Below are 19,164 nucleotides of genomic sequence, written 5' to 3'. Positions count from 1 at the left end.
CCGTGCCAGCACCGGTGCCGGCGCAGGTTCCCGTTGTCTCCGTTTCTCCAGCCCAGACACCAACCCCCGCCATCGCACCCGCGACGGCCGTCATGCAGAAGGACTTCAGCACCATGGACGCTACCGCCACGATCAACACCGCTGCCGATACCGCGCAGGCCGAAGCCAAGACCGTCTTCGCCGACGTCAACGACCGGGCGAAGACCGCGATGGAGAAGGGCTCGAAGATGATCGCCGACCTCAACGAATTCTCGAAGGGCAACCTCGAGGCGGTCGTCGAGTCGAGCAAGATCGCGGCCAAGGGCGCCGAGGATATCGCGCGCTACACCAGCGACTATGTCCGCACCACGGTCGAAAAGGCCAACGCCACCGCCAGCCAGTTCGCGTCGATCAAGTCGCCGACCGAGTTCTTCAAGCTCCAGAGCGAGCTGACCAAGCAGGCGATAGATTCGATGATGGCGGAAACCGCCAAGTTCACCGAGGGGTACGTCAAGCTCCTCGGCGAGATCGCGCAGCCGATCTCGAACCGGGTCGCGGTTGCGGTCGAAAAGGTCAAGGTCGCCGCCTGAGCGATCCTGCTTTGTGACCACGAAGGGCGGTTCCCGACGGGAGCCGCCCTTTTCGTTTGCGCGGACCCCTTGCCCTCACGGGGTACAATGCCATATTTTAGGGCTGCATGACCGACCACCTTCACATCTCCATGGCGGAACGCCGCGACGACGGAACCGATGGCTCCGATGGCGATGGGGGCACTGGCGTCGCCACCCGCACGCGCTCCAAGACCAAGCAGCCGACGCCGTACCGCGTCCTGCTGCTCAACGACGATTATACGCCGATGGAATTCGTCGTCCTCGTGTTGCAACGGTTCTTCCGCATGGACATGGAAGCCGCCACCCGCGTGATGCTCCACGTCCACCAGAAGGGCGTCGGGGTGTGCGGGATCTTCAGCTACGAAGTCGCGGAAACCAAAGTCGCGCAAGTGCTGGATTTCGCGCGGCAGAACCAGCATCCGCTCCAGTGCATGCTGGAGAAGGCCTGAGCGCCACCGCGCTTCAGAGTCGCGCGGGTAGCCACCCGAGATCGAGCCCGGCATAGCGATCGACGAAATTGGCCGAGCGGGTCAGTCCGCGCTCGTTGAGAAACTCGACGCGGCCCGCTTCGCGTGCGATCAGCCCCTCGTCCTCGAGCTGGCGGAGCATGCGGTTTACATGGACCGCGGTCAGCCCGGTCGCGTCGCCAATCTCTTCCTGCGTCAACCCGAGCACGAAACTGGTGCTGACGCTCCGGTCGAGCGTCCGCATCCGGTTGCGGATCTCGATCAGCATCGCCGCGACCCGCGCTTTTGCCGAAGTCCGCCCGAGCGCCGCGAGGCGATCGGTCAGCGCGGCACGCTCGATCTGGTTGTAGACGAGGATCAGCGCGGCGATCCGCGGGTGTTCGAGCATCACCGTGCTGAGCGCAGTCCGCTCGAACGGGCAGACGACGCAATCGGTCAGCGCGGTGATCGTCTCGGTAGCGTCGCCGTAGATGATGTTCGACACGGCGAGCAGATCGCCCGCGAAGTGGAAGCGCAGGATCTGCCGGCTGCCGTCGTGGAGCAGCACCGAGCTCATCATCGTGCCGCGCCGCAGGATATAGATTTCGTTGGCGCGGTCGTTTTCCCGCTGCAGCGTCATGCTGCGCTTGAGGGCGCGCTCGCGCTCCTCCAGACGGTCGAGCGCGGCGCGTTCCTGCGTCGTAAGCTCCACCATATCGCCGAGACGCTCGGCGAAACAACTTTGTGGCACGCGGTGATCACCCCTTGTTCTCCGGCCACAAAGCAGTGTGGCAGTATCCTTGCATTAAAGTCGATCAAGCGTGTCCACGAGACGACCGATCGGGTGATTCCGCGCACGCCAGCTTGCGCGCGCGGGGCAAGACGATAAACGAGGTCGATGGACCGTATTCTCATTCGGGGCGGTAACCGCCTTTCTGGCCGTCTCCCCATCTCCGGCGCGAAGAACGCCGCGCTCACGCTGATGCCGTGCGCGCTGCTGACCGAGGAGCCGGTGACGCTGCGCAACCTGCCGCGGCTCGCCGATGTCGACAGCTTCGGGCATCTGCTCAACCAGCTCGGCTGCTCGACCCGGATCGAAGGCGCGCGGCCCGAGGATTTCGGGCGGGTGATGACGATCCGCGCGGGGAAATTGACCGCGACCGAGGCGCCTTACGACATCGTCCGCAAGATGCGCGCGTCGATCCTCGTGCTTGGCCCGCTGCTCGGGCGCGCGGGCGAGGCGACGGTGTCGCTCCCGGGCGGCTGCGCGATCGGCAATCGCCCGATCGATCTGCACCTGAAGGCGCTCGAAGCGATCGGCGCGCAGCTCGAAATGGCGGCGGGCTACGTCAAGGCGATCGCGCCGGGCGGGCGGCTGTCGGGCGGCAGCTATACGTTCCCGGTCGTGTCGGTCGGCGCGACCGAGAATGTCGTGATGGCGGCGTCGCTGGCGAAGGGCGGCAGCCGGATCGAGAATGCGGCACGCGAGCCCGAGATCGTCGACCTGTGCAACCTGCTCGTCGCGATGGGGGCGAAAATTTCCGGCATCGGTACGAGCACGCTCGAGATCGAGGGCGTCGACCGGCTCCACGGCGCGACCTACCGCGTGATGCCCGACCGGATCGAGGCGGGCAGCTATGCCTGCGCCGCGGCGATCACCGGCGGGTCGCTCGAGCTGGTCGGGGTCAAGGCCGACGACATGATTGCGACGATCGACGCGCTGCGTGCAGCGGGCGTCACCGTCGAGGAGCGCGGCGACAACCTGTTCGTCGAAGCGAACGGCCCGCTGCAGCCGGTGACGCTATCGACCGCGCCGTTCCCGGGCTTTGCGACCGACATGCAGGCGCAGCTGATGGCGATGCTGTGCATGGCGCCGGGCGAAAGCACGCTGACCGAGACGATCTTCGAGAATCGCTACATGCACGTGCCCGAACTGGCGCGGATGGGTGCGGACATTCATGTCCAGGGGCGCACTGCGGTCGTCCGCGGCGTCGACCGGCTTGTCGGCGCGCCGGTGATGGCAACCGACCTGCGCGCATCGATGAGCCTGATCATCGCGGGGCTGGTCGCCGAGGGCGAGACGCAGGTCAGTCGCGTGTACCACCTCGATCGCGGCTATGAGCGGCTCGAGGAAAAATTAAGCGCGGTCGGCGCGGATATCGAGCGCGTCGGCGACGGCTGACCCGCACCCGACCGATGCCGGCGGTCGGCGCTTGCCCCGTCAGGCCCGCACCGCCGTCACGAAATAATCGAGGCTGGTGTCGTCGCTCAGCACGAACCCCTTGGCCACCGAAAACGCGAGTCCGCGCACGTCGATGACGCGCAGCCCGGCGGCCTCGACCAGCGGGGTCAACGCGTCGGGGGTGAGGAACTTGTTCCAGTCATGCGTCCCGCGCGGAATCGTCCCGGTTCCTTCGGCCAGCGTGATGAGCGCGAGGCGGGACAAGGCGGTGCGATTGGGTGTCGACAGCACCAGCAGCCCGCCCGGCGCAAGCGCGCGCGCCAGCCCGGCGACGAAGCCCGCCGGATCGGTGACATGCTCGATCACCTCGAGGCTGGTGACGAGATCGAACGTCGCGTCCCGCAAATCCTCGACGCTCCCGGTGCGATAGTCGATCGCGAGGCCCGAAAGGGTGGCATGCGCCTGCGCCGCCGCGATGTTCTCCGCCGCCGCATCGAGCCCGGTGACCTCCGCCCCCAGCCGCGCGAGCGGTTCGCACAACAGCCCGGCACCGCACCCGACATCGAGCGCGCGCTTGCCGGCGAGCGGCGTGAAGCCGGTTTCGTCGCCATGCCACTGCGTGTCGATCTGCGCGCGCAGATACCCCAGCCGCACCGGGTTGAGCCGGTGGAGCATCGCGGATGACCCCTTGGGATCCCACCACTCGGCGGCCATCGTGCCGAAGTGCCTGGCCTCGGCCGGGTCGATAGTGGTTACAGACGTTACGGTTGCGCTATTCATACCCGCTTTCTATCAGGACCACCCCAATACCCCAAGCCCCACCCCAAGGACTTCGTGACCCGGACCATGGCACGTATCGTGATGAAATTCGGCGGCACCTCGATGGCCGGGATCGAGCGGATCCGCTCGGTCGCCGCGCGGGTGAAACGCGAAGTCGCGGCGGGCAACCAGGTCGCGGTCGTCGTTTCGGCGATGGCGGGCGAGACCGACCGGCTGGTCGGCTTCTGCCGCGAGGCGTCGTCGCTGTACGACGCGCGCGAATATGACGTTGTCGTCTCGGCGGGCGAGCAGATCACCAGCGGTTTGCTCGCGATCGCGCTTCAGGCGGCGGGCGTGCCCGCGCGGAGCTGGCTCGGCTGGCAACTGCCGATCGCGACGTCGGACGCGCATGCGTCTGCGCGGATCGAGCATATCGACATGGCCGCACTTGAAACCAGCCTTGCCGCGGGCGAGGTCGCGGTGATCCCGGGGTTCCAGGGCGTCGACGACGACGGCCGCGTCACCACGCTCGGGCGGGGCGGTTCGGATACGTCAGCCGTCGCAATGGCGGCGGCGATGCAGGCGGACCGCTGTGACATCTACACCGACGTCGATGGCGTCTATACCACCGACCCGCGGATCGTTCCCCGCGCGCGCAAGCTCAAGAAGGTCACCTACGAGGAGATGCTGGAACTCGCCAGCGTCGGCGCGAAGGTGTTGCAGACCCGCTCGGTCGGCCTTGCGATGAAGGAAGGCGTCCGCGTCCAGGTGCTGTCGTCCTTCACGGGCGAGGACGCGCCGATGGCGGACACATTACCCGGCACGATGATCGTGGGCGAAGAGGAGATCGACGATATGGAACGCCAGCTCATCACCGGCATCGCGCATGACAAGAACGAGGCCAAGATCACGCTGATCGCGGTGCCCGACAAGCCCGGCGCGGTGGCGGCGATCTTCGCGCCGCTCGCCAAGGGCAACATCAACGTCGACATGATCATCCAGAACATCGCGCATGCGGCGGGATCGACCGACGTGACCTTCACCGTCCCCGCCGCCGACCTTGCGCGCTCGATCGAGGTGCTCAACCAGGGGCGTGGCGAAATCGGCTTCAGCGAGCTGGTCCACGACACGCGCGTCGCCAAGATCTCGGTCGTCGGCGTGGGGATGCGCAGCCATGCGGGCGTCGCCTCGACGATGTTCTCGACGCTCGGCGAGCGTGGGATCAACATCCAGGCGATCTCGACCAGCGAGATCAAGGTCTCGGTGCTGATCGAGGAGGATTACACCGAGCTCGCGGTGCGCGTGCTGCATACCGCTTATGGGCTGGATGCCGAGGATGCCGCCTGACCCGCGTGGTTCGGACTGGTTTTGATTGAGTACCGATCGGGTCACCGGTTGCTCAACGTTCCGTCCCCGGACGAATCGAACGTCAGCCGATACGCGCCGCCGAGTGGCATGATCCACGACTCCTGATCGGCGGTAATGGTCGAGCCGATCGTCTGCGCGCCGCTCGACCGCGCCAGTTCATAGCCACCGGCGTTGATCAGGACCGACGTCATCGGGGAAACGACGGCGGCGTACGCGAAATACACGATCTCGGCGCCGAGCCCGAAGCCGACCGAAACGGTATACAGCGTCCCATCGTACGTGGGAATGTGCCAGCCGGTACCGTCATGGGTCAGCGTGATGCTCTTGTTCAGCTGCATCTGGAAAATGTCGGAATTGCTGGAATACGCGCAAGCCGTCGTATTGGCGGCAATCTCACCCGCTTTCTGTACTGCTGCAAACCACCACAGGGGCAGGGCGGAGGTGAAGTCGATGGTGACGGTCGTGTCGACGGTTTGCAGCCCGGCAACCAGAGCCTGCCCGCCGGCCGGGTCGGCGGCGGCGAACGTTGCGACCAGTTCGATCGCGTAATCGGCGGTTGCGACGATCTGGACGCTGGTCCTGGGGACAGTGACGGTGGCTGCAACGGGTTGCGTCGCAGCCACCGGTGGGAAACGCGGGTCGGCCCGAATCCGCTGTGCGGGGGTGACCGCAAACGGCTCGTTCATCGCGCGCCGACCGCGTCGGACATCGTTAGGGTAGGGTCAGGCATCCTTGCCAAAGACGGCGGTCGCGCCCGCAACCACCGTTTCCTCGATGGTCGTGGCCGTCTGCGGGCCATCATAGGTGAAGTTGACGGTCGTGCCGCCCACGATGCTGTTGACGGTGAATTTGATGCTCGCAATCACGAAAAACGCAAAGGCCGCGGTCAGGGCCGTGGCCACCGTCATCTTTCCGGACAGGATCGTTTCGCCTGATCCGTCGTCCACCAATTCAACGCCGTCCAACTGCGTCGGCCAGAAGACGGATTTGACGACGTCCTGCTGCAAGGTGCCATCCGACAGATAGGCCAGCGCCGTGAGTTGCTGGAATGCCGCCGACCTCACGAGGGACAGATTGTCGAGCAGCGTGAGGCTGGCCGGTTTGCCGGGCGTCACGGACCAGGTGCCATCGTTGAGCAGGGTCACCGTGGCTGCCCCGGCCTTAAACGAATTGGGTACCGTGAGCAGCGCGGCTTCGTTGCTGACTTGCGTCCAGTCGGCCAGCGTCGAATCGCCGAAAGAGCCGATGCTGACATAGAAACTGAGCTTTGGCGTGAGGGTGCGACTCTGGCTGGGCGACGGAGACCAGGTCATTCCCATGAAACCGGATGCGCTTTCGATGCCGAACGACTGGTTGGCGTACCAGCCTTTCGATTCGTTATTATCCTGGGGGAAAGCGTTCGTTACGATCTTAAGGCTGTTGGCACCGACCTTGCTGCTGGAGAGGGTCAGGTTGGGGCCCATTTTCGGCGGAACCGTGCCGTAGGTCGCGTCCCATACCTGGGTAAGGCTACTTTGTTGCGAGATCGTCGAATTGATCTCGACATCCAGTCCGACCGCTTGATTGCTCGCACCGGCACCGACGCTGTATTGGACGGGAATGGTGAAGGAGTTCGTGCCGGGATAATTCGACGGGATCGCCAGCGAGGCGCTGGAGTTGGCGAAGACATTCGGGTCGCCTGCCAATTCCGCTGGAGGGGTCAGGAAGCACCAGAAAGTCTGGGTCGTCGACGACTGATTGACGAGGTAGATCGTGTAGTTCGTTGCCATGGTATCCTCCGAGATGTTGGAAGACGCGGAACTGGCCGTCGCCCGCCCGGACTGGGCGGACCGTTTCGCATCGCGCGGATTGCGCGATGACGGCATGCGATCGTCGTGCCCCGGGATCGGGTGTGCGGTATCGTCCTTGGGGTGATCCCGGGGGGATGAGGGGGACGCGACAAACGGTTCGAGCCTGCGCGAGATCCGTGATGGCATCTTACCGTCTTTGCGCCCGCAAGCGCACTCAAGCGCGACCGAAACGACGCGATCAGCACGGCGGAGCGCGCGGCTTTGCGCCGTTCCGGCGACATTTCTCCCCGATCAAATCGTGTCGGGGTCGATCACCCTGGTATCGAGTCGAGCCCGCCCCATCCACCGTATCGCCGCCGACCGTCACCTCGGCGGAAAGTCGGATCGAAGACGGCGAACCTAAGCTTTCGTCTCAGCCCGCAGGCGCTGCCGTCGGCGGGCTACAACAGGTCTATCGCTTCGCAGCAAACGGCCGTGCCGCGATTCCCGACCAGTCCTTGTCCGCCATGCCGTCCTCGACCGCGTCGTGCATCCGCGTGCGAATCGCGTTGAGCACGGGGAGCGTCACATTCGCCGCGTCCGCAAGCTCGGTCGCGAGGCGCAGGTCCTTGAGCCCGAGCTTCATGCGGAAGCCGGGGGTGAAATCCTCCGACACGATCTTGGGCCCGTAATTCTGATACGCCTTCGCGCCGAACAGCGTGCCGGTCATCAGCTCGAGGAACGCGGCCTTGTCGACGCCATTGTCGCCGGCCAGCGCGAAGGCTTCGCCCATCGCCTCGATCGCCATGGTGATCATCATGTTGCCCGCGATCTTGGCGGCGTTGGCGCTGCTCGGGTCGGTGCCGAGCGGCCAGACCTTGCTCGACAACACCTCGAGCAGCGGATGAACCCGCGCGACCGCGGCTTCGTCGCCCGCGACGACGACGTTGAGCTGCGCAGCGGCGGCGGCATCGGGGCGGCCGAACACGGGGGCGGCGACATAGCCGATCCCGCGCTGCGCATGGTCGGCGGCGAGCTCCTTCGAGAAGGCGACCGAGATCGTCGACGCGACGACGTGGATCAGGTCATGCTTCACGCTGTCGAGCGCGCCCGAATCGAGCAGGACGCTGCGGATCACCGCATCTTCCGACAGCATCGTGAAGACGACTTCGCTGCGGAGCACGTCGTCGAGCGTCCCGATCGTCACGCCGGGGGCATCCTCGGGCTTTACCGGCGAGCGGTTCCACGCGACGACGCGGTGCCCCGCCTTGGCGAGATTGGCCGCCATCGCGCTGCCCATCAGGCCGAGGCCGACGAAACCGATTTCCATGGTGCTGCTCCAGATGCCGAAAGTCGGGGGCGTAGCGTCTCGCACGGGGTTAAGTTCCGCGCCCGCCAGCGGGGGCGGTACCGATCATTCTCCGATCAGGTGGACCGCGATCAGCCGTCGGTGCGGGGCGCGGCGGTGTTCGAACAGGTAAATGCCCTGCCACGTTCCGAGTACCGGTTCGCCGCTGGCAACCGGGATCGACAGGCTCGTCGCGGTCAGCGCTGCGCGCAGATGCGCGGGCATGTCGTCGGCACCTTCGTCGTCATGCTCGTAGCCTGCGCCTTCCGGCGCGATCTTCGCGAAATAGCGCTCCACGTCGCGGCGCGCGGCCGGGGCGGCATTCTCCTGGATCAGCAGGGAAGCGGAGGTGTGCCGGACGAACACCGTCAACAACCCGGTCTGGATCCCGGTCGCCTCGACCCAGCGGTTCACCGCGCGGGTACAGTCGTGCAGGCCCTGGCCGGGCGTATCGAAGGTGAGTTCACCAATTTCCTGTCGCATGCCGCGGCACTTGCCCGAAACCCCCGCTCAAGGCTAGGCCGGTCCCATGAACCAGACATCCTCGATCGGCGCCGAGCGCCTTCAGCGCCGCATGGCGCGTGGCGCGGCGTTCCTCGGCAGCGAGGTCGCGATCGTCTGCGGCGCGATGTCGTGGGTGTCCGAGAGCAACCTCGTCGCCGCAATCTCGAACGCGGGCGGCTTCGGGCTGATCGCGTGCGGCGCGATGACGCCCGAGCTGCTCGACCGTGAGATTGCCGCGACCAAGTTGTTGACCGACAAGCCGTTCGGCGTGAACCTCATCACCATGCACCCCGCGCTGTTCGACCTGATCGACGTGTGTACGCGGCATGCCGTCGGGCATGTCGTGCTCGCGGGCGGGCTGCCGCCGACCGGGTCGATCGACAAGATCAAGGCGGACGGCGCGAAACTGATCTGCTTCGCGCCTGCGCTGAGCCTCGCCAAGAAGCTGATCCGCTCGGGCGTCGACGCGCTCGTCGTCGAGGGGATGGAAGCGGGCGGGCATATCGGCCCGGTCTCGACCAGCGTGCTCGCGCAGGAGATTCTCCCCGAAGTCGCGGACAAGGTTCCGGTGTTCGTCGCGGGCGGGATCGGCCGGGGCGAGGCGATCGCGGCGTATCTCGACATGGGCGCGGCGGGCGTCCAGCTCGGCACGCGCTTCGTCTGCGCGACCGAGAGCATCGCGCACGCCAATTTCAAGAAGGCGTTCCTCCGCGCCTCGGCCCGCGATGCGGTGGCAAGCGTCCAGCTCGACTCGCGGCTCCCCGTGATACCGGTGCGCGCGCTCAAGAATGCGGGGGCGGAGCTGTTCACCGCCAAGCAGCGCGAAGTCGCGCTCTCGCTCGACGAGGGCAAGGTCGCGATGCTCGAGGCGCAGTTGCAGATCGAGCATTATTGGGCGGGCGCGCTGCGCCGCGCGGTGATCGACGGCGATGTCGAGCATGGCAGCGTGATGGCGGGTCAGTCGGTCGGGATGGTGACGAAGGAAGAACCTGCCGCCGAGATCATCGCGAGCCTGATGGACGAGGCGGCGGCGGCGCTGGCGCAGCGGGCGGCGTAAAGCGGGGCGTTTGCGAGCGGCGTGCGATTTGCTACGTTGCGGGCATGGCGACTCTGACGATCCGGGACCTGGACGACGCCGTCTTTGAACGGCTGAAGCTGCGCGCGGCGGAGAACCACCGTTCGCTCGAGGACGAGGTTGCGCATATGCTGAGCGAACGGTCCCGGTCGGGCGCTGAGATCGTGCGCGATCTTCGTGCTTCCTTTCAACGACGTGTCGCCGAACACGGCCTTTCGCCGGATAGCGTCGGAATTGTTCGGGCGCTGCGCGACGAGGCGTGATCGTCGTCGATGCAAGCCTCGCCGTGAGGGCGCTGCTGCGCGAGCCCGATACCGATCAGGCGCTCCGTTTCCTGGAGCGGAATGCCGATCAACTCGTTGCCCCGGATCTGCTCCTGACTGAAGTTTGCGGCGCGATCGTTCGCGCCGTGAACAGCCGGTCGATGCGGCAGGACGAAGGGCTCATCGTAATCCGCGAGTGGACTGCGGCGATCCGGGACAGGCTGGTGTTCCTGTATCGGCTGACGCCGGATCGGCTTGAAGCTGCGAGTACGCTTGCAATCACGCTTGGCCATCCGGTCGCGGACTGCCTGTATATGGCCCTGGCGCTGGAACTCGGTGCCGACCTTGCGACCTGCGACATCAAGTTTCACCAACGGGTCCGTTCCGACTACCCTCAAGTGCGTCTGCTCGAAGACTTCTAAGTTCGGGCCTTTTCAAATGGCGGGCGCGTTGTGCATCGTCTTACCCGATCCCCGCTAACCCCCCGCCCACCAGAAACACCAGCGCCGCCGCACCGCCGCCGAACACAAGCGCGATCAGGAGCGACAGGATCCCCGCGACGATCGACCCCGAGCGCCGCCGGTTGAACGCACCGCGCTTGCCGGGCTTGCCGAGCTTGAGTTCGACATAACCCGCCGCCGCGCCGCCAAGCACCGTCATCACCAGCGTGATCGCCGCCCCGAGCGGTGTCTGCAGCGCAATCATGATCGGCAGGATCAGCGCGAACGGCGCCGCCATCGCAAACGCGGCGAGCAGCTTGGCACGGTCGATCGTGGCGCGCGCGACGGGGGCGACCTGGAGCAGGTCGGGCGCATCCTCCGCCGAGACGGTCAGCCACGCGAAGCTGCCGACGAGCTGGCTGGCGATCAATACGCTGGCGAAGGCGAGCGCGGCGGGGATGGGGACGGCATGCCGCCCACCGAGCAGCCCGAGCACCAGCGGCGCGAGGTAGATCAGCCGGAGCACGATCTGGAACGCGAGCGCCGGGTCGCGCGCGAGCAACCGCCATTTCTTGGCGAATACGGTGCGGGTCAGCCCGGCGTGGAACAGCCGCGCGCTCGCACGACCGGTCGGGCGGCTGCGCGAGAGTTTGGCGCCGCCGTCGAAATAGCCCGACAGGAACGACCGTTCGAGCGTGATGCCGGCCCCTGCGAACGCCGCCAGCCCCACGCCGAGCAGAACCGCGATCGCAAGCGGATCGCCGAACGCGGCGTGACCGGGCAGGCCGCTGACCCCCGACGTGCCGATCCCGGCGTCGCGCAGCCGTTCGAACACCACGGTGAAGGTGCTGGTGCGCCCTTCGCTGTGCGGCAGGACCTGGGTGAACAGGAACAGCGCCCCCCCCAGCACCGCCGCCGCGACCTGCCCGATGGTGCGCGCCGCGCGCGGGCCGACCAGCGCCGCGATGACGAGCGTCAACGCGAGCCCGAGCGATGCCGCGACCAGCGCGAGTGCAATCAGCAGCGCGACCAGTCCGAACAGACGCGGATGCCCGAGGATCGCGACCGGCAGCACGATCGGCAGCAACAGCACCGCATAGGTCAGCGCGATCGTCGCGGCGATCCCGAGCAGCTTCGCGAGCAACACGCTCCGCCCCGGAATCGGCGCGGACAGCAGTAGCGGCAGGTCGCCGCGTTCGTACAAAGTCCGCTGGCTGCCGATCATCGCCTGTGCGGTCATGAAGCTGAGCGCGAGCGTGCTGACCGCGAGCACGCCGATCAGCGCGTCCGGCGGGACGGGGATCGCTTTGTTACGAAGGGCCCAGCCCGCCAGGCACCCGATCACGAGCCACCCGCCGACCAGCAGATAGCCGATCCAGCGCGTCTTCCCCTTGGTCGGCCGTGCGCGGAAGGCGAGCCGCAATTCGTGCAGCGCAAGCCAGGCAAAGCTTCCCGGACGCGCCAGGCTCATGCGGCGACCGCGGGCGTGCTGGTCAGGCGGATGAACGTGTCCTCGAGCGTCATCCCCTCGGTCCCCGCGCGGTCGCGCAGGTCCTGCAGCGTGCCCTCGGCGAGCAGCCGCCCGCCCGCGATGATCCCGATCCGGTCCGCCATCCGCTCGGCGACCTCGAGAATGTGCGTGGTGATGATCACGGTCTTGCCCGCGGAGACCTGCGCGCGGAGCGCATCTTTTACCAGCCGCGCCATCGTCGCGTCGAGCCCGGTCAGCGGTTCGTCGAGGATCAGCAGCCGCGGATCGTGGATCAGCGCGCCCGCGAGCGCGACCTTCTGCTTCATGCCCCGGGAGAACCCCTCGCAGCGCGTGTCGCGCTGGTCCCACAGGTCGAGCCATTGCAGCAGCCGGTCCGCCTCGGCGGCGGCGCGGGCAGGGTCCATTCGCCACAGCCCGGCGACGAACGCGAGATATTCGAGCGGGGTGAGCTTGTCGTAGAGCATCGCCTCGTCGGGCAACCAGGCGGTGATCGCCTTCGCCCCCAGCGGATCGCGCGCGGTGTCGATCCCGAAGATCTCGATCGTCCCGGCATCGGGTACGGCCAGACCCGCGACCATCCGCAAGGTCGTCGTCTTGCCCGCGCCATTGGGGCCAAGCAGCGCATAAAGTTGCCCCGCCGCAATATCGAGGTCGAGATCCCGGATTACGGGCTTGTCGAAGCTCTTCGCAAGCCCCCGGATGCGCAGCGCTGAATCGGTCATCTGTTCTGTTTAAGCGGTACCCTGCGCCCGTCCAGCCGGATCGCCGGGGCCATGCGGGGTTTTCGTACCGACGGCTTGCCGCTAGAGCGACACGGAATGCCGCAGCCCGATCTCGATACGCCTGTTCCGATGGGGTCCGCCCGCGCCGAGCCCCCGCGCGACCCGGTCGTGCCCGCGACGCAGGGGCTCGACGCGCCCGCAAACGGGCGGATCGTCGGGGGCGAACATCGCTTTCCGCTACGTGTCTATTTCGAGGACACCGATCTTTCGGGTATCGTCTATCACGCCAATTACCTGCGCTACATGGAGCGCGCGCGCTCGGACATGCTGGTGCGCGCCGGGATCGACCAGCGCGCGCATCAGGAAGCGGGCGGCGGGGCCTATGCAGTGACCGCGCTGTCGATCCGCTACCGCGCGCCCGCACGGCTTGACGATGCGCTGGTGGTGGTGACGCGATTGCGCCAGATCCGCGCCGCTTCGGTCGATATTCATCAACAGGTCATGTTGGGTGCCCAGATACTCACCGAGGCCGAAGTGACCGCGGCGTTGGTCTCGCCCGCCGGGCGACCGGTGCGCCAGCCGCGCGCATGGATCGCCGCGTTCGAGCAGGTCATGGGCGAGCAGGTCATGGGCGAGCAGGTCATGGGCGAGCAAGTGATGGGTGCGAAGCAGATGCCATCAGGGGAAAAGACGTCGTGAACGAGATGATGCTGAATACCGACGCGGCGAGCATGTCGCCGATCGCCTTGTTCCTCCAGGCCGATGTGGTCGTGAAGGCGATCATGATCGGGCTGTTGCTTGCCAGCGTGTGGACCTGGGCGATCATCATCGGGTTCGTGGTCAAGCTCGGCGGAATCCGCCGCAAGATCGGGGCGTTCGAAAAGGCGTTCTGGAAGGCGGAGGATATCGACGCCTTCTACAAGGAGCATGTCGACAGCAAGCTGCCGATCGCGCGGGTGTTCGTCGCGGGCGTTGCGGAATGGCGGCGCTCGACCGTCGGCGGTCAGGTCGATCGCGGCGCGACGCGCGAACGGCTTGCAACCGCAATGGGCGCTTCGGTCGCGAACGAAATCGACATCCTGGCCGACCGGCTCAACATTCTCGCGACGATCGGCTCGGTCGCGCCGTTCGTCGGGCTGTTCGGCACGGTGTGGGGGATCATGCGCAGCTTCACGGGAATCGCCAGCGCTAACAACACGTCGCTCGCGGTGGTCGCGCCGGGGATTGCGGAAGCGTTGTTCGCGACCGCGATCGGCCTGTTCGCGGCTATTCCTGCGGTCATCGCGTACAACCGCTTCAGCCACGGCATCAACCGGATCGAGGCGCGGCTCAACCGCTTTGCCGACGGCTTCCACGCGACGCTCAGCCGGCAGCTCGAGAGCGAGGGTCGGCGCTAAGCGATGGCGATGAACCTCCCCTCGCAGCGCGGGCGCGGTCGACGCGCGCCGATGGCGGACATCAACGTGACCCCGATGGTCGACGTGATGCTGGTGCTGCTGATCATCTTCATGGTGACCGCGCCGCTGCTGACCGCGGGCGTACCGGTCAATCTGCCCGACAGCCGCGCCAAGGCGCTCGACCAGGACCAGAAGCCGATCGAGATCTCGATCGATAACGAAGGCAAGGTGTTCGTCGGCAAGGATCTGGCGAGCGACGCGATGCTCCCCGACATCCTGTCGCAGCTTGCCGCCAAGGCCGATCCGTCGAAGCCGCCGCAGGTGTTTCTGCGCGCGGACACCAAGCTCGATTACGGCAAGGTGATGCGCGTGATGGGCGAACTCAATCGCGCCGGGCTCAACCGCGTGGCGCTGGTGACGGTCAGCCAGGACGGCAACTGAGATGGACGGGCGGATGACCCGCAGCGAGGGAATCGCGCTCGGCGTTGCCGCGCTGGGGCACGTTTTCCTGTTCGCGATCCTGTCGCTGAGTTGGAGCGCGGCCAAGCTGCCGCCGCCCGCAACCAAGCCGATCGACGTATCGCTGGTCGACACTGTCGCGCTCGAGCAGACCGCGCCGCCCGCCGCGGAACCGCCTGCGCAATCCGCCGCGCCCGATGCGGGCCCGCCCGAGGATGCCGCGCCGCCTGCGGAGGAAGCGGCGGCTGCGCCCGAGCCTGAGCCGGTGCCGGTGCCGCAACCCCAGCCAAAGCCGCAGCCGCAGCCCAAGGCGGAGCCGAAACCCCAGCCGAAGCCGGTGCCGAAGCCGGTTCCCCAGCCGAAGCCCGAGCCCAAGCCGGTCCCGAAACCCGTTCCGGTGCCCAAGCCGCAGCCCAAGCCAAGGCCCGAACCGAAGGCCGAAGCCAAGCCGAGCAAGGCCGACCTCGCCAAGGCGGCGCAGGAGAAGGCCGCACAAGCCAAGGCTGCTCAGGCAAAGGCGGCAGCAGATGCAAAGGCAGTGGCGGACGCGAAGGCTGCCAAAGCCGCCGCCGCCGCCGCCGCCGCGAAGGCCGCTGCCAGCAAGAGCGCGGCGGCGAAGGGCAATGGCGCGAACGCGAAGTCGACCAAGGTGCGCGCGACCGGATCGCTGCTCGACGACGATTTCCGCAAGGGCCTGACGCAAAGCCCGAGCAAGGCCAAGGCGTCCGAAGCCGCGCCCGGCGCGACGATGAACGCGCAGGCAGCCGCCGACATCGGCTCCGCGATCCGGCGGCAGGTCCAGCCGTGCGCGGATCGCCAGCCCAACCCGGGGCCGGGCGCGTCGCGGATCGTCGTGACGATCCGATTGCAGCTCAACCGTGACGGGTCGCTCGCGGGCCGGCCCACGGTCGCGGCGGATCATGGCGGGGTCGATGACGAGAATCGCCGCTATGTCGACGTGGTCGACCGCAACGCGATCGCCACCTTTACCGGGTGTGCGCCGCTGCGCGGTCTCCCGCCCGAGCTTTATGACGTGCCGCGCGGGTGGAAGACGTTTATCCTGCGCTACAAACTTCCGGGCTGAGGAATTGCCGATGCTTCCCAAGATGATGCTCAAGACCCTTCTGGCGGTGTCCGGTGCCGCGCTGATCGCGGGGACCGCGGCGGCGCAGGACGCGCCCGCGCCGCAACCCGCGCCCGTCGCTCCGTCCGGCGCTGCCAACCCGCAGCAACAGGGTGAACTCGTCGTCGACGTCGTCGGCGGGATCGCCGCGCCGCTCGGGATCGCGGTGCCGACGATGCCGACGACCGAGCCGGTCGATACGCCCGCGGGGCGCACCGATGCGCTCGGCGTCCAGCTGTCGAAGATCATCTCGACCGACCTGCGCAATTCCGGCCTGTTCAAGCCGCTCGAGGCGGGCGTGAAGCCGGTCGCCTTCTCCGAAGTGACCGCGCCGACGTTCGAATACTGGACCGGGGCGGGGGCGTCCGCGCTTGTGCAGGGCTATGTCCGCGCGACCGGCGACGGGACGCTGACGGTCGGCTGCTATCTGTACGACGTCACCTCGCGCAACGAGATTGCACGCGCCGGCTATGTCGTCCCACCGAGCGACTGGCGGCGTGCGGGGCACAAGTGCGCGGACATGGTCTATTCCAAGCTGACCGGCGAAGGCCCCTATTTCGACAGCCGCGTCGTCTATGTCTCCGAGACCGGCCCCAAGGGGCACCGGATCAAGCGGCTCGCGATCATGGACCAGGATGGCGAGAACCACCGCTTCCTGACCAACGGCCAGGCGATTGCGCTGACCCCGCGGCTGTCGCCCGACCAGCGCTCGATCGTCTACATGAGCTATCTCAACGATCGTCCGGCGATCTATGTCTATGATCTGGCGTCGGGGCGGCAGCGGCTGCTGGTCGGCAATACCGACCTGACGTTCGCGCCGCGCGTCTCGCCCGACAGCCGCTGGGTGCTGTTCTCGATGGCGCGCGCGGGCAATACCGACATCTACCGCGTGCCCCTGAGCGGCGGCACGCCGCAGCGGCTGACCCAGTCCACCGCGATCGACACCGGCGGCACCTATTCGCCCGACGGCAGCCGGATCGCGTTCGAGAGCGATCGCTCTGGAACGCAGCAGCTCTATGTGATGAACGCGGACGGATCGCAGCAGCAGCGGATCAGCTTCGGCAGCGGGCGGTACGCGACCCCGGTGTGGAGCCCGCGCGGCGACCTGATCGCCTATACCAAGATCGGTGGATCGTTCCGCATCGGCGTGATGAGCCCGGCGGGCGGCAACGAGAAGTTGCTGACCGACGGATCGCAGGACGAGGGCCCGAGCTGGTCGCCCAACGGCCGCGTGCTGATGTTCTTCCGCTCGACCGGCGGCGGCAGCGGCAAGGCGGATCTGTGGTCGGTCGATCTCACCGGGGTCAACGTGCGGCGCGTGCCGACAGTGCTCGATGGATCCGATCCGGCGTGGGGACCGTTACGCCCCTGATAGCGATTTTCATGCATGCGCCGGACGATGTGTAATCCTGTCGTGTAACCGGATGTGTTCGTTTCCATTCCCCAAGGAGAATCCCGATGGCAAAAGTAACGACCTCTATCCTGATCGCGACCGCGCTGCTCGCCACTGCTGCGTGCAGCAAGAAGCGCCCCGCCGTCATTCCGCCCGCGCCGAGCGATACCGCGCCGGTCGATCCCAATGCCGGTGCCAACGGCGCGATCACGCCCGGTTCGCGCGCTGATTTCGAACGCTCGGTCACGAGCAACACCGTCAACTTCGCGCTCGACAGCTATGACATCGACTCGCCTGCCCGCGCGATCCTCGACAGTCAGGCGGCGTGGCTCGCCAAATATCCGAACGTGACGGTCAGCCTCGAAGGCCATTGTGACGAGCGCGGCACCCGCGAGTACAACCTTGCGCTCGGCGACCGTCGCGCCAATTCGGCGAAGAACTATCTTGCTGCGCGCGGTGTCGCGGCGGGGCGGATCTCGACGATCAGCTACGGCAAGGAGCGCCCGATCGCGCTCGGCTCGGACGAGCAGAGCCTCGCGCAGAACCGTCGCGCGGTGACGATCGTCCTGAACTGATCCGTTTGCGGATCGGTTGGGAAAGGGCGGTGTCCGGGAGGACGCCGCCCTTTTTGCGTCACCTCCCGTTCGCCCTGAGCGCAGTCGAAGGGCATGCGCTGCGCAGGGGGCTTCGACTACGCCCAGCCCGAACGGCGGTGGGGGGCACTCTCTGACTCCACACCGCCGTCATGCCGAACGCGTTTCGGCATCCACCGCGCCGCGACCTCTGCAGGCGTTGGGCGCGGGCGACAGTGGGTCCTGAAACACGTTCAGGATGACGGGTGGGGGTGGGCACGGCCGCCGACGCCGCCCGGTTGCGTCACACCCCACAATGATATAAATATGATATCATAATAAACGGGAGGTCCGCATGTCCGAGTCGATCGCACGCAACACCGCGCTTACCTTGTCCGCCGAACATTCGGCGACGACGTCGGGCGGATATGCGATGCTGCTGGTGATGGTTGCCGCAATCGGGCTGGCGGCGTTCGGCGTGAGCGGACTCAGCCCGGACTCCGATTTCGGCGGTGTCCTGATCACCGGCGCCGCGCTGGTCTGCGTGTTCGTTGCAGGCGGTTTCTACATGCAGCAACCCAATCAGGCGACCGCGATCACGCTGTTCGGCGCGTACAAGGGGACCGATCGGAAGACCGGGCTGCGTTGGGTGCTCCCGTGGCTCGGGCGCAAACGCGTCTCCCTGCGCGCGAACAACATGATTTCGGAGCGGCTCAAGGTCAACGACCTGCGCGGCAACCCGATCGAGATCGCCGCGCAGGTCGTCTGGCGCGTCACCGACACCGCGCAGGCGCTGTTCGACATCGACGATTACAAGGCGTTCGTGATCGTCCAGATCGAGGCGGCGGTGCGCACGATCGGCGCGCGCTATCCGTATGACGATTACGAGCATCAGGAAGTCACGCTGCGCGGGAACCACGACCAGGTCGCACAGGAACTCCGCACCGAGCTGATCGCGCGGCTGGTGACGGCGGGGATCACGGTCGACGAATGCGGTTTCACGCATCTGGCCTATGCCCCGGAGATCGCGGGCGCGATGCTGCGGCGGCAGCAGGCGCAGGCAGTGGTCGCCGCCCGCAAGACGCTGGTCGAGGGCGCGGTCGGGATGGTCGAGATGGCGCTCGACCTGTTGTCCGCAAAGGGCGTGGTCGAACTCGATGACGAGCGCCGCGCGGCGATGGTGTCCAACCTGATGGTCGTGTTGTGCGGCGAGCGCGATACGCAGCCGGTCGTCAACACCGGCTCGTTGTACCAGTAGGCGC

22 protein-coding genes are annotated in these 19,164 nt (G+C 66.8%); 14 read left to right on the top strand and 8 right to left on the bottom strand.

The features are described 5' to 3' along the window. Positions 1-113 precede the first annotated feature (113 nt). Both RH91_RS04385 and clpS read left to right on the top strand, forming a co-directional pair. On the top strand, positions 114-569 hold the full coding sequence (locus tag RH91_RS04385; protein ID WP_157136850.1) for a phasin family protein: 456 nt from the start codon (positions 114-116) through the stop codon (positions 567-569). A gap of 131 nt (positions 570-700) precedes the next feature. Then, positions 701-1,039: an ATP-dependent Clp protease adapter ClpS gene (gene clpS, locus RH91_RS04380; RefSeq protein ID WP_010161350.1), complete on the top strand. Its 339-nt coding sequence runs from the start codon at positions 701-703 to the stop codon at positions 1,037-1,039. Positions 1,040-1,052: 13 nt separating this feature from the next. Here clpS and RH91_RS04375 read toward each other — a convergent pair whose 3' ends face one another. Then, entirely contained in the window at positions 1,053-1,751 is a 699-nt protein-coding gene (locus tag RH91_RS04375) for a Crp/Fnr family transcriptional regulator (RefSeq protein ID WP_010161349.1), read from the bottom strand. A 183-nt stretch (positions 1,752-1,934) separates the two neighbouring features. On the opposite strand from RH91_RS04375, the gene murA reads away from it, so the two are divergent. Next, positions 1,935-3,218, top strand: a complete 1,284-nt coding sequence (gene murA / locus RH91_RS04370; RefSeq protein ID WP_010161347.1) for a UDP-N-acetylglucosamine 1-carboxyvinyltransferase — start codon at positions 1,935-1,937, stop codon at positions 3,216-3,218. A 39-nt stretch (positions 3,219-3,257) separates the two neighbouring features. Here the strand turns inward: murA and ubiG are convergent, their stop codons facing one another. Beyond that, positions 3,258-3,998, bottom strand: a complete 741-nt coding sequence (gene ubiG / locus RH91_RS04365; protein ID WP_029623598.1) for a bifunctional 2-polyprenyl-6-hydroxyphenol methylase/3-demethylubiquinol 3-O-methyltransferase UbiG — start codon at positions 3,996-3,998, stop codon at positions 3,258-3,260. A 66-nt stretch (positions 3,999-4,064) separates the two neighbouring features. Between ubiG and RH91_RS04360 the strand changes: the two genes are divergently transcribed. Beyond that, positions 4,065-5,324: an aspartate kinase gene (locus tag RH91_RS04360; protein WP_010161345.1), complete on the top strand. Its 1,260-nt coding sequence runs from the start codon at positions 4,065-4,067 to the stop codon at positions 5,322-5,324. A gap of 41 nt (positions 5,325-5,365) precedes the next feature. Here the strand turns inward: RH91_RS04360 and RH91_RS04355 are convergent, their stop codons facing one another. The 4 genes from RH91_RS04355 to RH91_RS04340 form a co-directional block, all read right to left on the bottom strand. Next, entirely contained in the window at positions 5,366-6,031 is a 666-nt protein-coding gene (locus RH91_RS04355) for a hypothetical protein (protein ID WP_010161344.1), read from the bottom strand. A 36-nt stretch (positions 6,032-6,067) separates the two neighbouring features. Next, complete coding sequence (locus RH91_RS04350; protein ID WP_232283405.1) at positions 6,068-7,321, bottom strand: hypothetical protein; 1,254 nt, start codon at positions 7,319-7,321, stop codon at positions 6,068-6,070. 265 nt (positions 7,322-7,586) lie between these two features. Then, a complete protein-coding gene (locus tag RH91_RS04345) occupies positions 7,587-8,444 on the bottom strand; it encodes an NAD(P)-dependent oxidoreductase (protein ID WP_010161342.1) in 858 nt (285 codons plus the stop codon). Between the two features lie 84 nt (positions 8,445-8,528). Then, positions 8,529-8,945 (bottom strand): secondary thiamine-phosphate synthase enzyme YjbQ, encoded by a 417-nt coding sequence (locus RH91_RS04340; protein ID WP_010161341.1) that lies wholly within the window; start codon positions 8,943-8,945, stop codon positions 8,529-8,531. Positions 8,946-8,991: 46 nt separating this feature from the next. On the opposite strand from RH91_RS04340, the gene RH91_RS04335 reads away from it, so the two are divergent. From RH91_RS04335 to RH91_RS04325, 3 genes are read left to right on the top strand one after another with little or no spacing between them, the layout of a single operon-like run. Continuing rightward, the gene (locus RH91_RS04335) at positions 8,992-10,023 is read left to right on the top strand and encodes an NAD(P)H-dependent flavin oxidoreductase (protein ID WP_010161339.1); all 1,032 of its coding nucleotides are present in this window, start codon (positions 8,992-8,994) and stop codon (positions 10,021-10,023) included. A gap of 44 nt (positions 10,024-10,067) precedes the next feature. Beyond that, on the top strand, positions 10,068-10,304 hold the full coding sequence (locus tag RH91_RS04330; RefSeq protein WP_010161338.1) for a FitA-like ribbon-helix-helix domain-containing protein: 237 nt from the start codon (positions 10,068-10,070) through the stop codon (positions 10,302-10,304). Further along, positions 10,301-10,726, top strand: a complete 426-nt coding sequence (locus RH91_RS04325) for a type II toxin-antitoxin system VapC family toxin (RefSeq protein WP_010161337.1) — start codon at positions 10,301-10,303, stop codon at positions 10,724-10,726. Before RH91_RS04330 ends, RH91_RS04325 begins: the two co-directional genes overlap by 4 nt. A gap of 40 nt (positions 10,727-10,766) precedes the next feature. Here the strand turns inward: RH91_RS04325 and RH91_RS04320 are convergent, their stop codons facing one another. Beyond that, complete coding sequence (locus RH91_RS04320) at positions 10,767-12,215, bottom strand: hypothetical protein (protein ID WP_010161336.1); 1,449 nt, start codon at positions 12,213-12,215, stop codon at positions 10,767-10,769. Then, positions 12,212-12,958, bottom strand: coding sequence for an ABC transporter ATP-binding protein (locus RH91_RS04315; protein ID WP_010161335.1), 747 nt, complete (start codon positions 12,956-12,958; stop codon positions 12,212-12,214). The genes RH91_RS04320 and RH91_RS04315 overlap by 4 nt, the downstream gene beginning before the upstream one ends. A 96-nt stretch (positions 12,959-13,054) precedes the next feature. On the opposite strand from RH91_RS04315, the gene RH91_RS04310 reads away from it, so the two are divergent. The 7 genes from RH91_RS04310 (at position 13,055) to RH91_RS04280 (ending at position 19,160) form a co-directional block, all read left to right on the top strand. Further along, positions 13,055-13,657 (top strand): YbgC/FadM family acyl-CoA thioesterase, encoded by a 603-nt coding sequence (locus tag RH91_RS04310; protein WP_010161334.1) that lies wholly within the window; start codon positions 13,055-13,057, stop codon positions 13,655-13,657. 5 nt (positions 13,658-13,662) lie between these two features. Further along, on the top strand, positions 13,663-14,355 hold the full coding sequence (gene tolQ / locus RH91_RS04305) for a protein TolQ (protein WP_029623597.1): 693 nt from the start codon (positions 13,663-13,665) through the stop codon (positions 14,353-14,355). Positions 14,356-14,358: 3 nt separating this feature from the next. Then, on the top strand, positions 14,359-14,796 hold the full coding sequence (gene tolR / locus RH91_RS04300) for a protein TolR (protein ID WP_010161331.1): 438 nt from the start codon (positions 14,359-14,361) through the stop codon (positions 14,794-14,796). 13 nt (positions 14,797-14,809) lie between these two features. Further along, positions 14,810-15,898: a hypothetical protein gene (locus tag RH91_RS04295; protein WP_037479146.1), complete on the top strand. Its 1,089-nt coding sequence runs from the start codon at positions 14,810-14,812 to the stop codon at positions 15,896-15,898. 10 nt (positions 15,899-15,908) lie between these two features. Continuing rightward, complete coding sequence (tolB, locus tag RH91_RS04290; RefSeq protein WP_010161328.1) at positions 15,909-17,309, top strand: Tol-Pal system beta propeller repeat protein TolB; 1,401 nt, start codon at positions 15,909-15,911, stop codon at positions 17,307-17,309. Between the two features lie 86 nt (positions 17,310-17,395). After that, the gene (pal, locus tag RH91_RS04285) at positions 17,396-17,905 is read left to right on the top strand and encodes a peptidoglycan-associated lipoprotein Pal (RefSeq protein WP_010161327.1); all 510 of its coding nucleotides are present in this window, start codon (positions 17,396-17,398) and stop codon (positions 17,903-17,905) included. A gap of 352 nt (positions 17,906-18,257) precedes the next feature. Continuing rightward, positions 18,258-19,160 (top strand): SPFH domain-containing protein, encoded by a 903-nt coding sequence (locus RH91_RS04280; protein WP_010161326.1) that lies wholly within the window; start codon positions 18,258-18,260, stop codon positions 19,158-19,160. The last annotated feature ends 4 nt before the right edge of the window (positions 19,161-19,164 follow it).

The organism is Sphingomonas sp. PAMC 26617 (genome assembly GCF_000242835.1).
Taxonomy (GTDB): Bacteria; Pseudomonadota; Alphaproteobacteria; order Sphingomonadales; family Sphingomonadaceae; genus Sphingomonas.
The sequence above is the reverse complement of the archived record's forward strand: the minus strand, read 5'-3'. Positions and strand labels throughout refer to the sequence as shown.

What these genes read in the sequence shown, in the direction of transcription:
- RH91_RS04360 (WP_010161345.1), top strand. Translation starts at nt 4,065, where the DNA reads ATGGCACGTATCGTGATGAAATTCGGCGGCACCTCGATGGCCGGGATC.
- RH91_RS04330 (WP_010161338.1), top strand. Translation starts at nt 10,068, where the DNA reads ATGGCGACTCTGACGATCCGGGACCTGGACGACGCCGTCTTTGAACGG.
- tolB (WP_010161328.1), top strand. Translation starts at nt 15,909, where the DNA reads ATGCTTCCCAAGATGATGCTCAAGACCCTTCTGGCGGTGTCCGGTGCC.
- RH91_RS04320 (WP_010161336.1), bottom strand. Translation starts at nt 12,215, where the DNA reads ATGAGCCTGGCGCGTCCGGGAAGCTTTGCCTGGCTTGCGCTGCACGAA.
- RH91_RS04375 (WP_010161349.1), bottom strand. Translation starts at nt 1,751, where the DNA reads ATGGTGGAGCTTACGACGCAGGAACGCGCCGCGCTCGACCGTCTGGAG.
- murA (WP_010161347.1), top strand. Translation starts at nt 1,935, where the DNA reads ATGGACCGTATTCTCATTCGGGGCGGTAACCGCCTTTCTGGCCGTCTC.
- RH91_RS04355 (WP_010161344.1), bottom strand. Translation starts at nt 6,031, where the DNA reads ATGAACGAGCCGTTTGCGGTCACCCCCGCACAGCGGATTCGGGCCGAC.
- RH91_RS04295 (WP_037479146.1), top strand. Translation starts at nt 14,810, where the DNA reads ATGACCCGCAGCGAGGGAATCGCGCTCGGCGTTGCCGCGCTGGGGCAC.
- tolR (WP_010161331.1), top strand. Translation starts at nt 14,359, where the DNA reads ATGGCGATGAACCTCCCCTCGCAGCGCGGGCGCGGTCGACGCGCGCCG.
- RH91_RS04315 (WP_010161335.1), bottom strand. Translation starts at nt 12,958, where the DNA reads ATGACCGATTCAGCGCTGCGCATCCGGGGGCTTGCGAAGAGCTTCGAC.
- RH91_RS04335 (WP_010161339.1), top strand. Translation starts at nt 8,992, where the DNA reads ATGAACCAGACATCCTCGATCGGCGCCGAGCGCCTTCAGCGCCGCATG.
- RH91_RS04340 (WP_010161341.1), bottom strand. Translation starts at nt 8,945, where the DNA reads ATGCGACAGGAAATTGGTGAACTCACCTTCGATACGCCCGGCCAGGGC.
- tolQ (WP_029623597.1), top strand. Translation starts at nt 13,663, where the DNA reads ATGATGCTGAATACCGACGCGGCGAGCATGTCGCCGATCGCCTTGTTC.
- RH91_RS04310 (WP_010161334.1), top strand. Translation starts at nt 13,055, where the DNA reads ATGCCGCAGCCCGATCTCGATACGCCTGTTCCGATGGGGTCCGCCCGC.
- RH91_RS04280 (WP_010161326.1), top strand. Translation starts at nt 18,258, where the DNA reads ATGTCCGAGTCGATCGCACGCAACACCGCGCTTACCTTGTCCGCCGAA.
- RH91_RS04350 (WP_232283405.1), bottom strand. Translation starts at nt 7,321, where the DNA reads ATGCCATCACGGATCTCGCGCAGGCTCGAACCGTTTGTCGCGTCCCCC.
- RH91_RS04385 (WP_157136850.1), top strand. Translation starts at nt 114, where the DNA reads ATGGACGCTACCGCCACGATCAACACCGCTGCCGATACCGCGCAGGCC.
- clpS (WP_010161350.1), top strand. Translation starts at nt 701, where the DNA reads ATGGCGGAACGCCGCGACGACGGAACCGATGGCTCCGATGGCGATGGG.
- pal (WP_010161327.1), top strand. Translation starts at nt 17,396, where the DNA reads ATGGCAAAAGTAACGACCTCTATCCTGATCGCGACCGCGCTGCTCGCC.
- ubiG (WP_029623598.1), bottom strand. Translation starts at nt 3,998, where the DNA reads ATGAATAGCGCAACCGTAACGTCTGTAACCACTATCGACCCGGCCGAG.
- RH91_RS04345 (WP_010161342.1), bottom strand. Translation starts at nt 8,444, where the DNA reads ATGGAAATCGGTTTCGTCGGCCTCGGCCTGATGGGCAGCGCGATGGCG.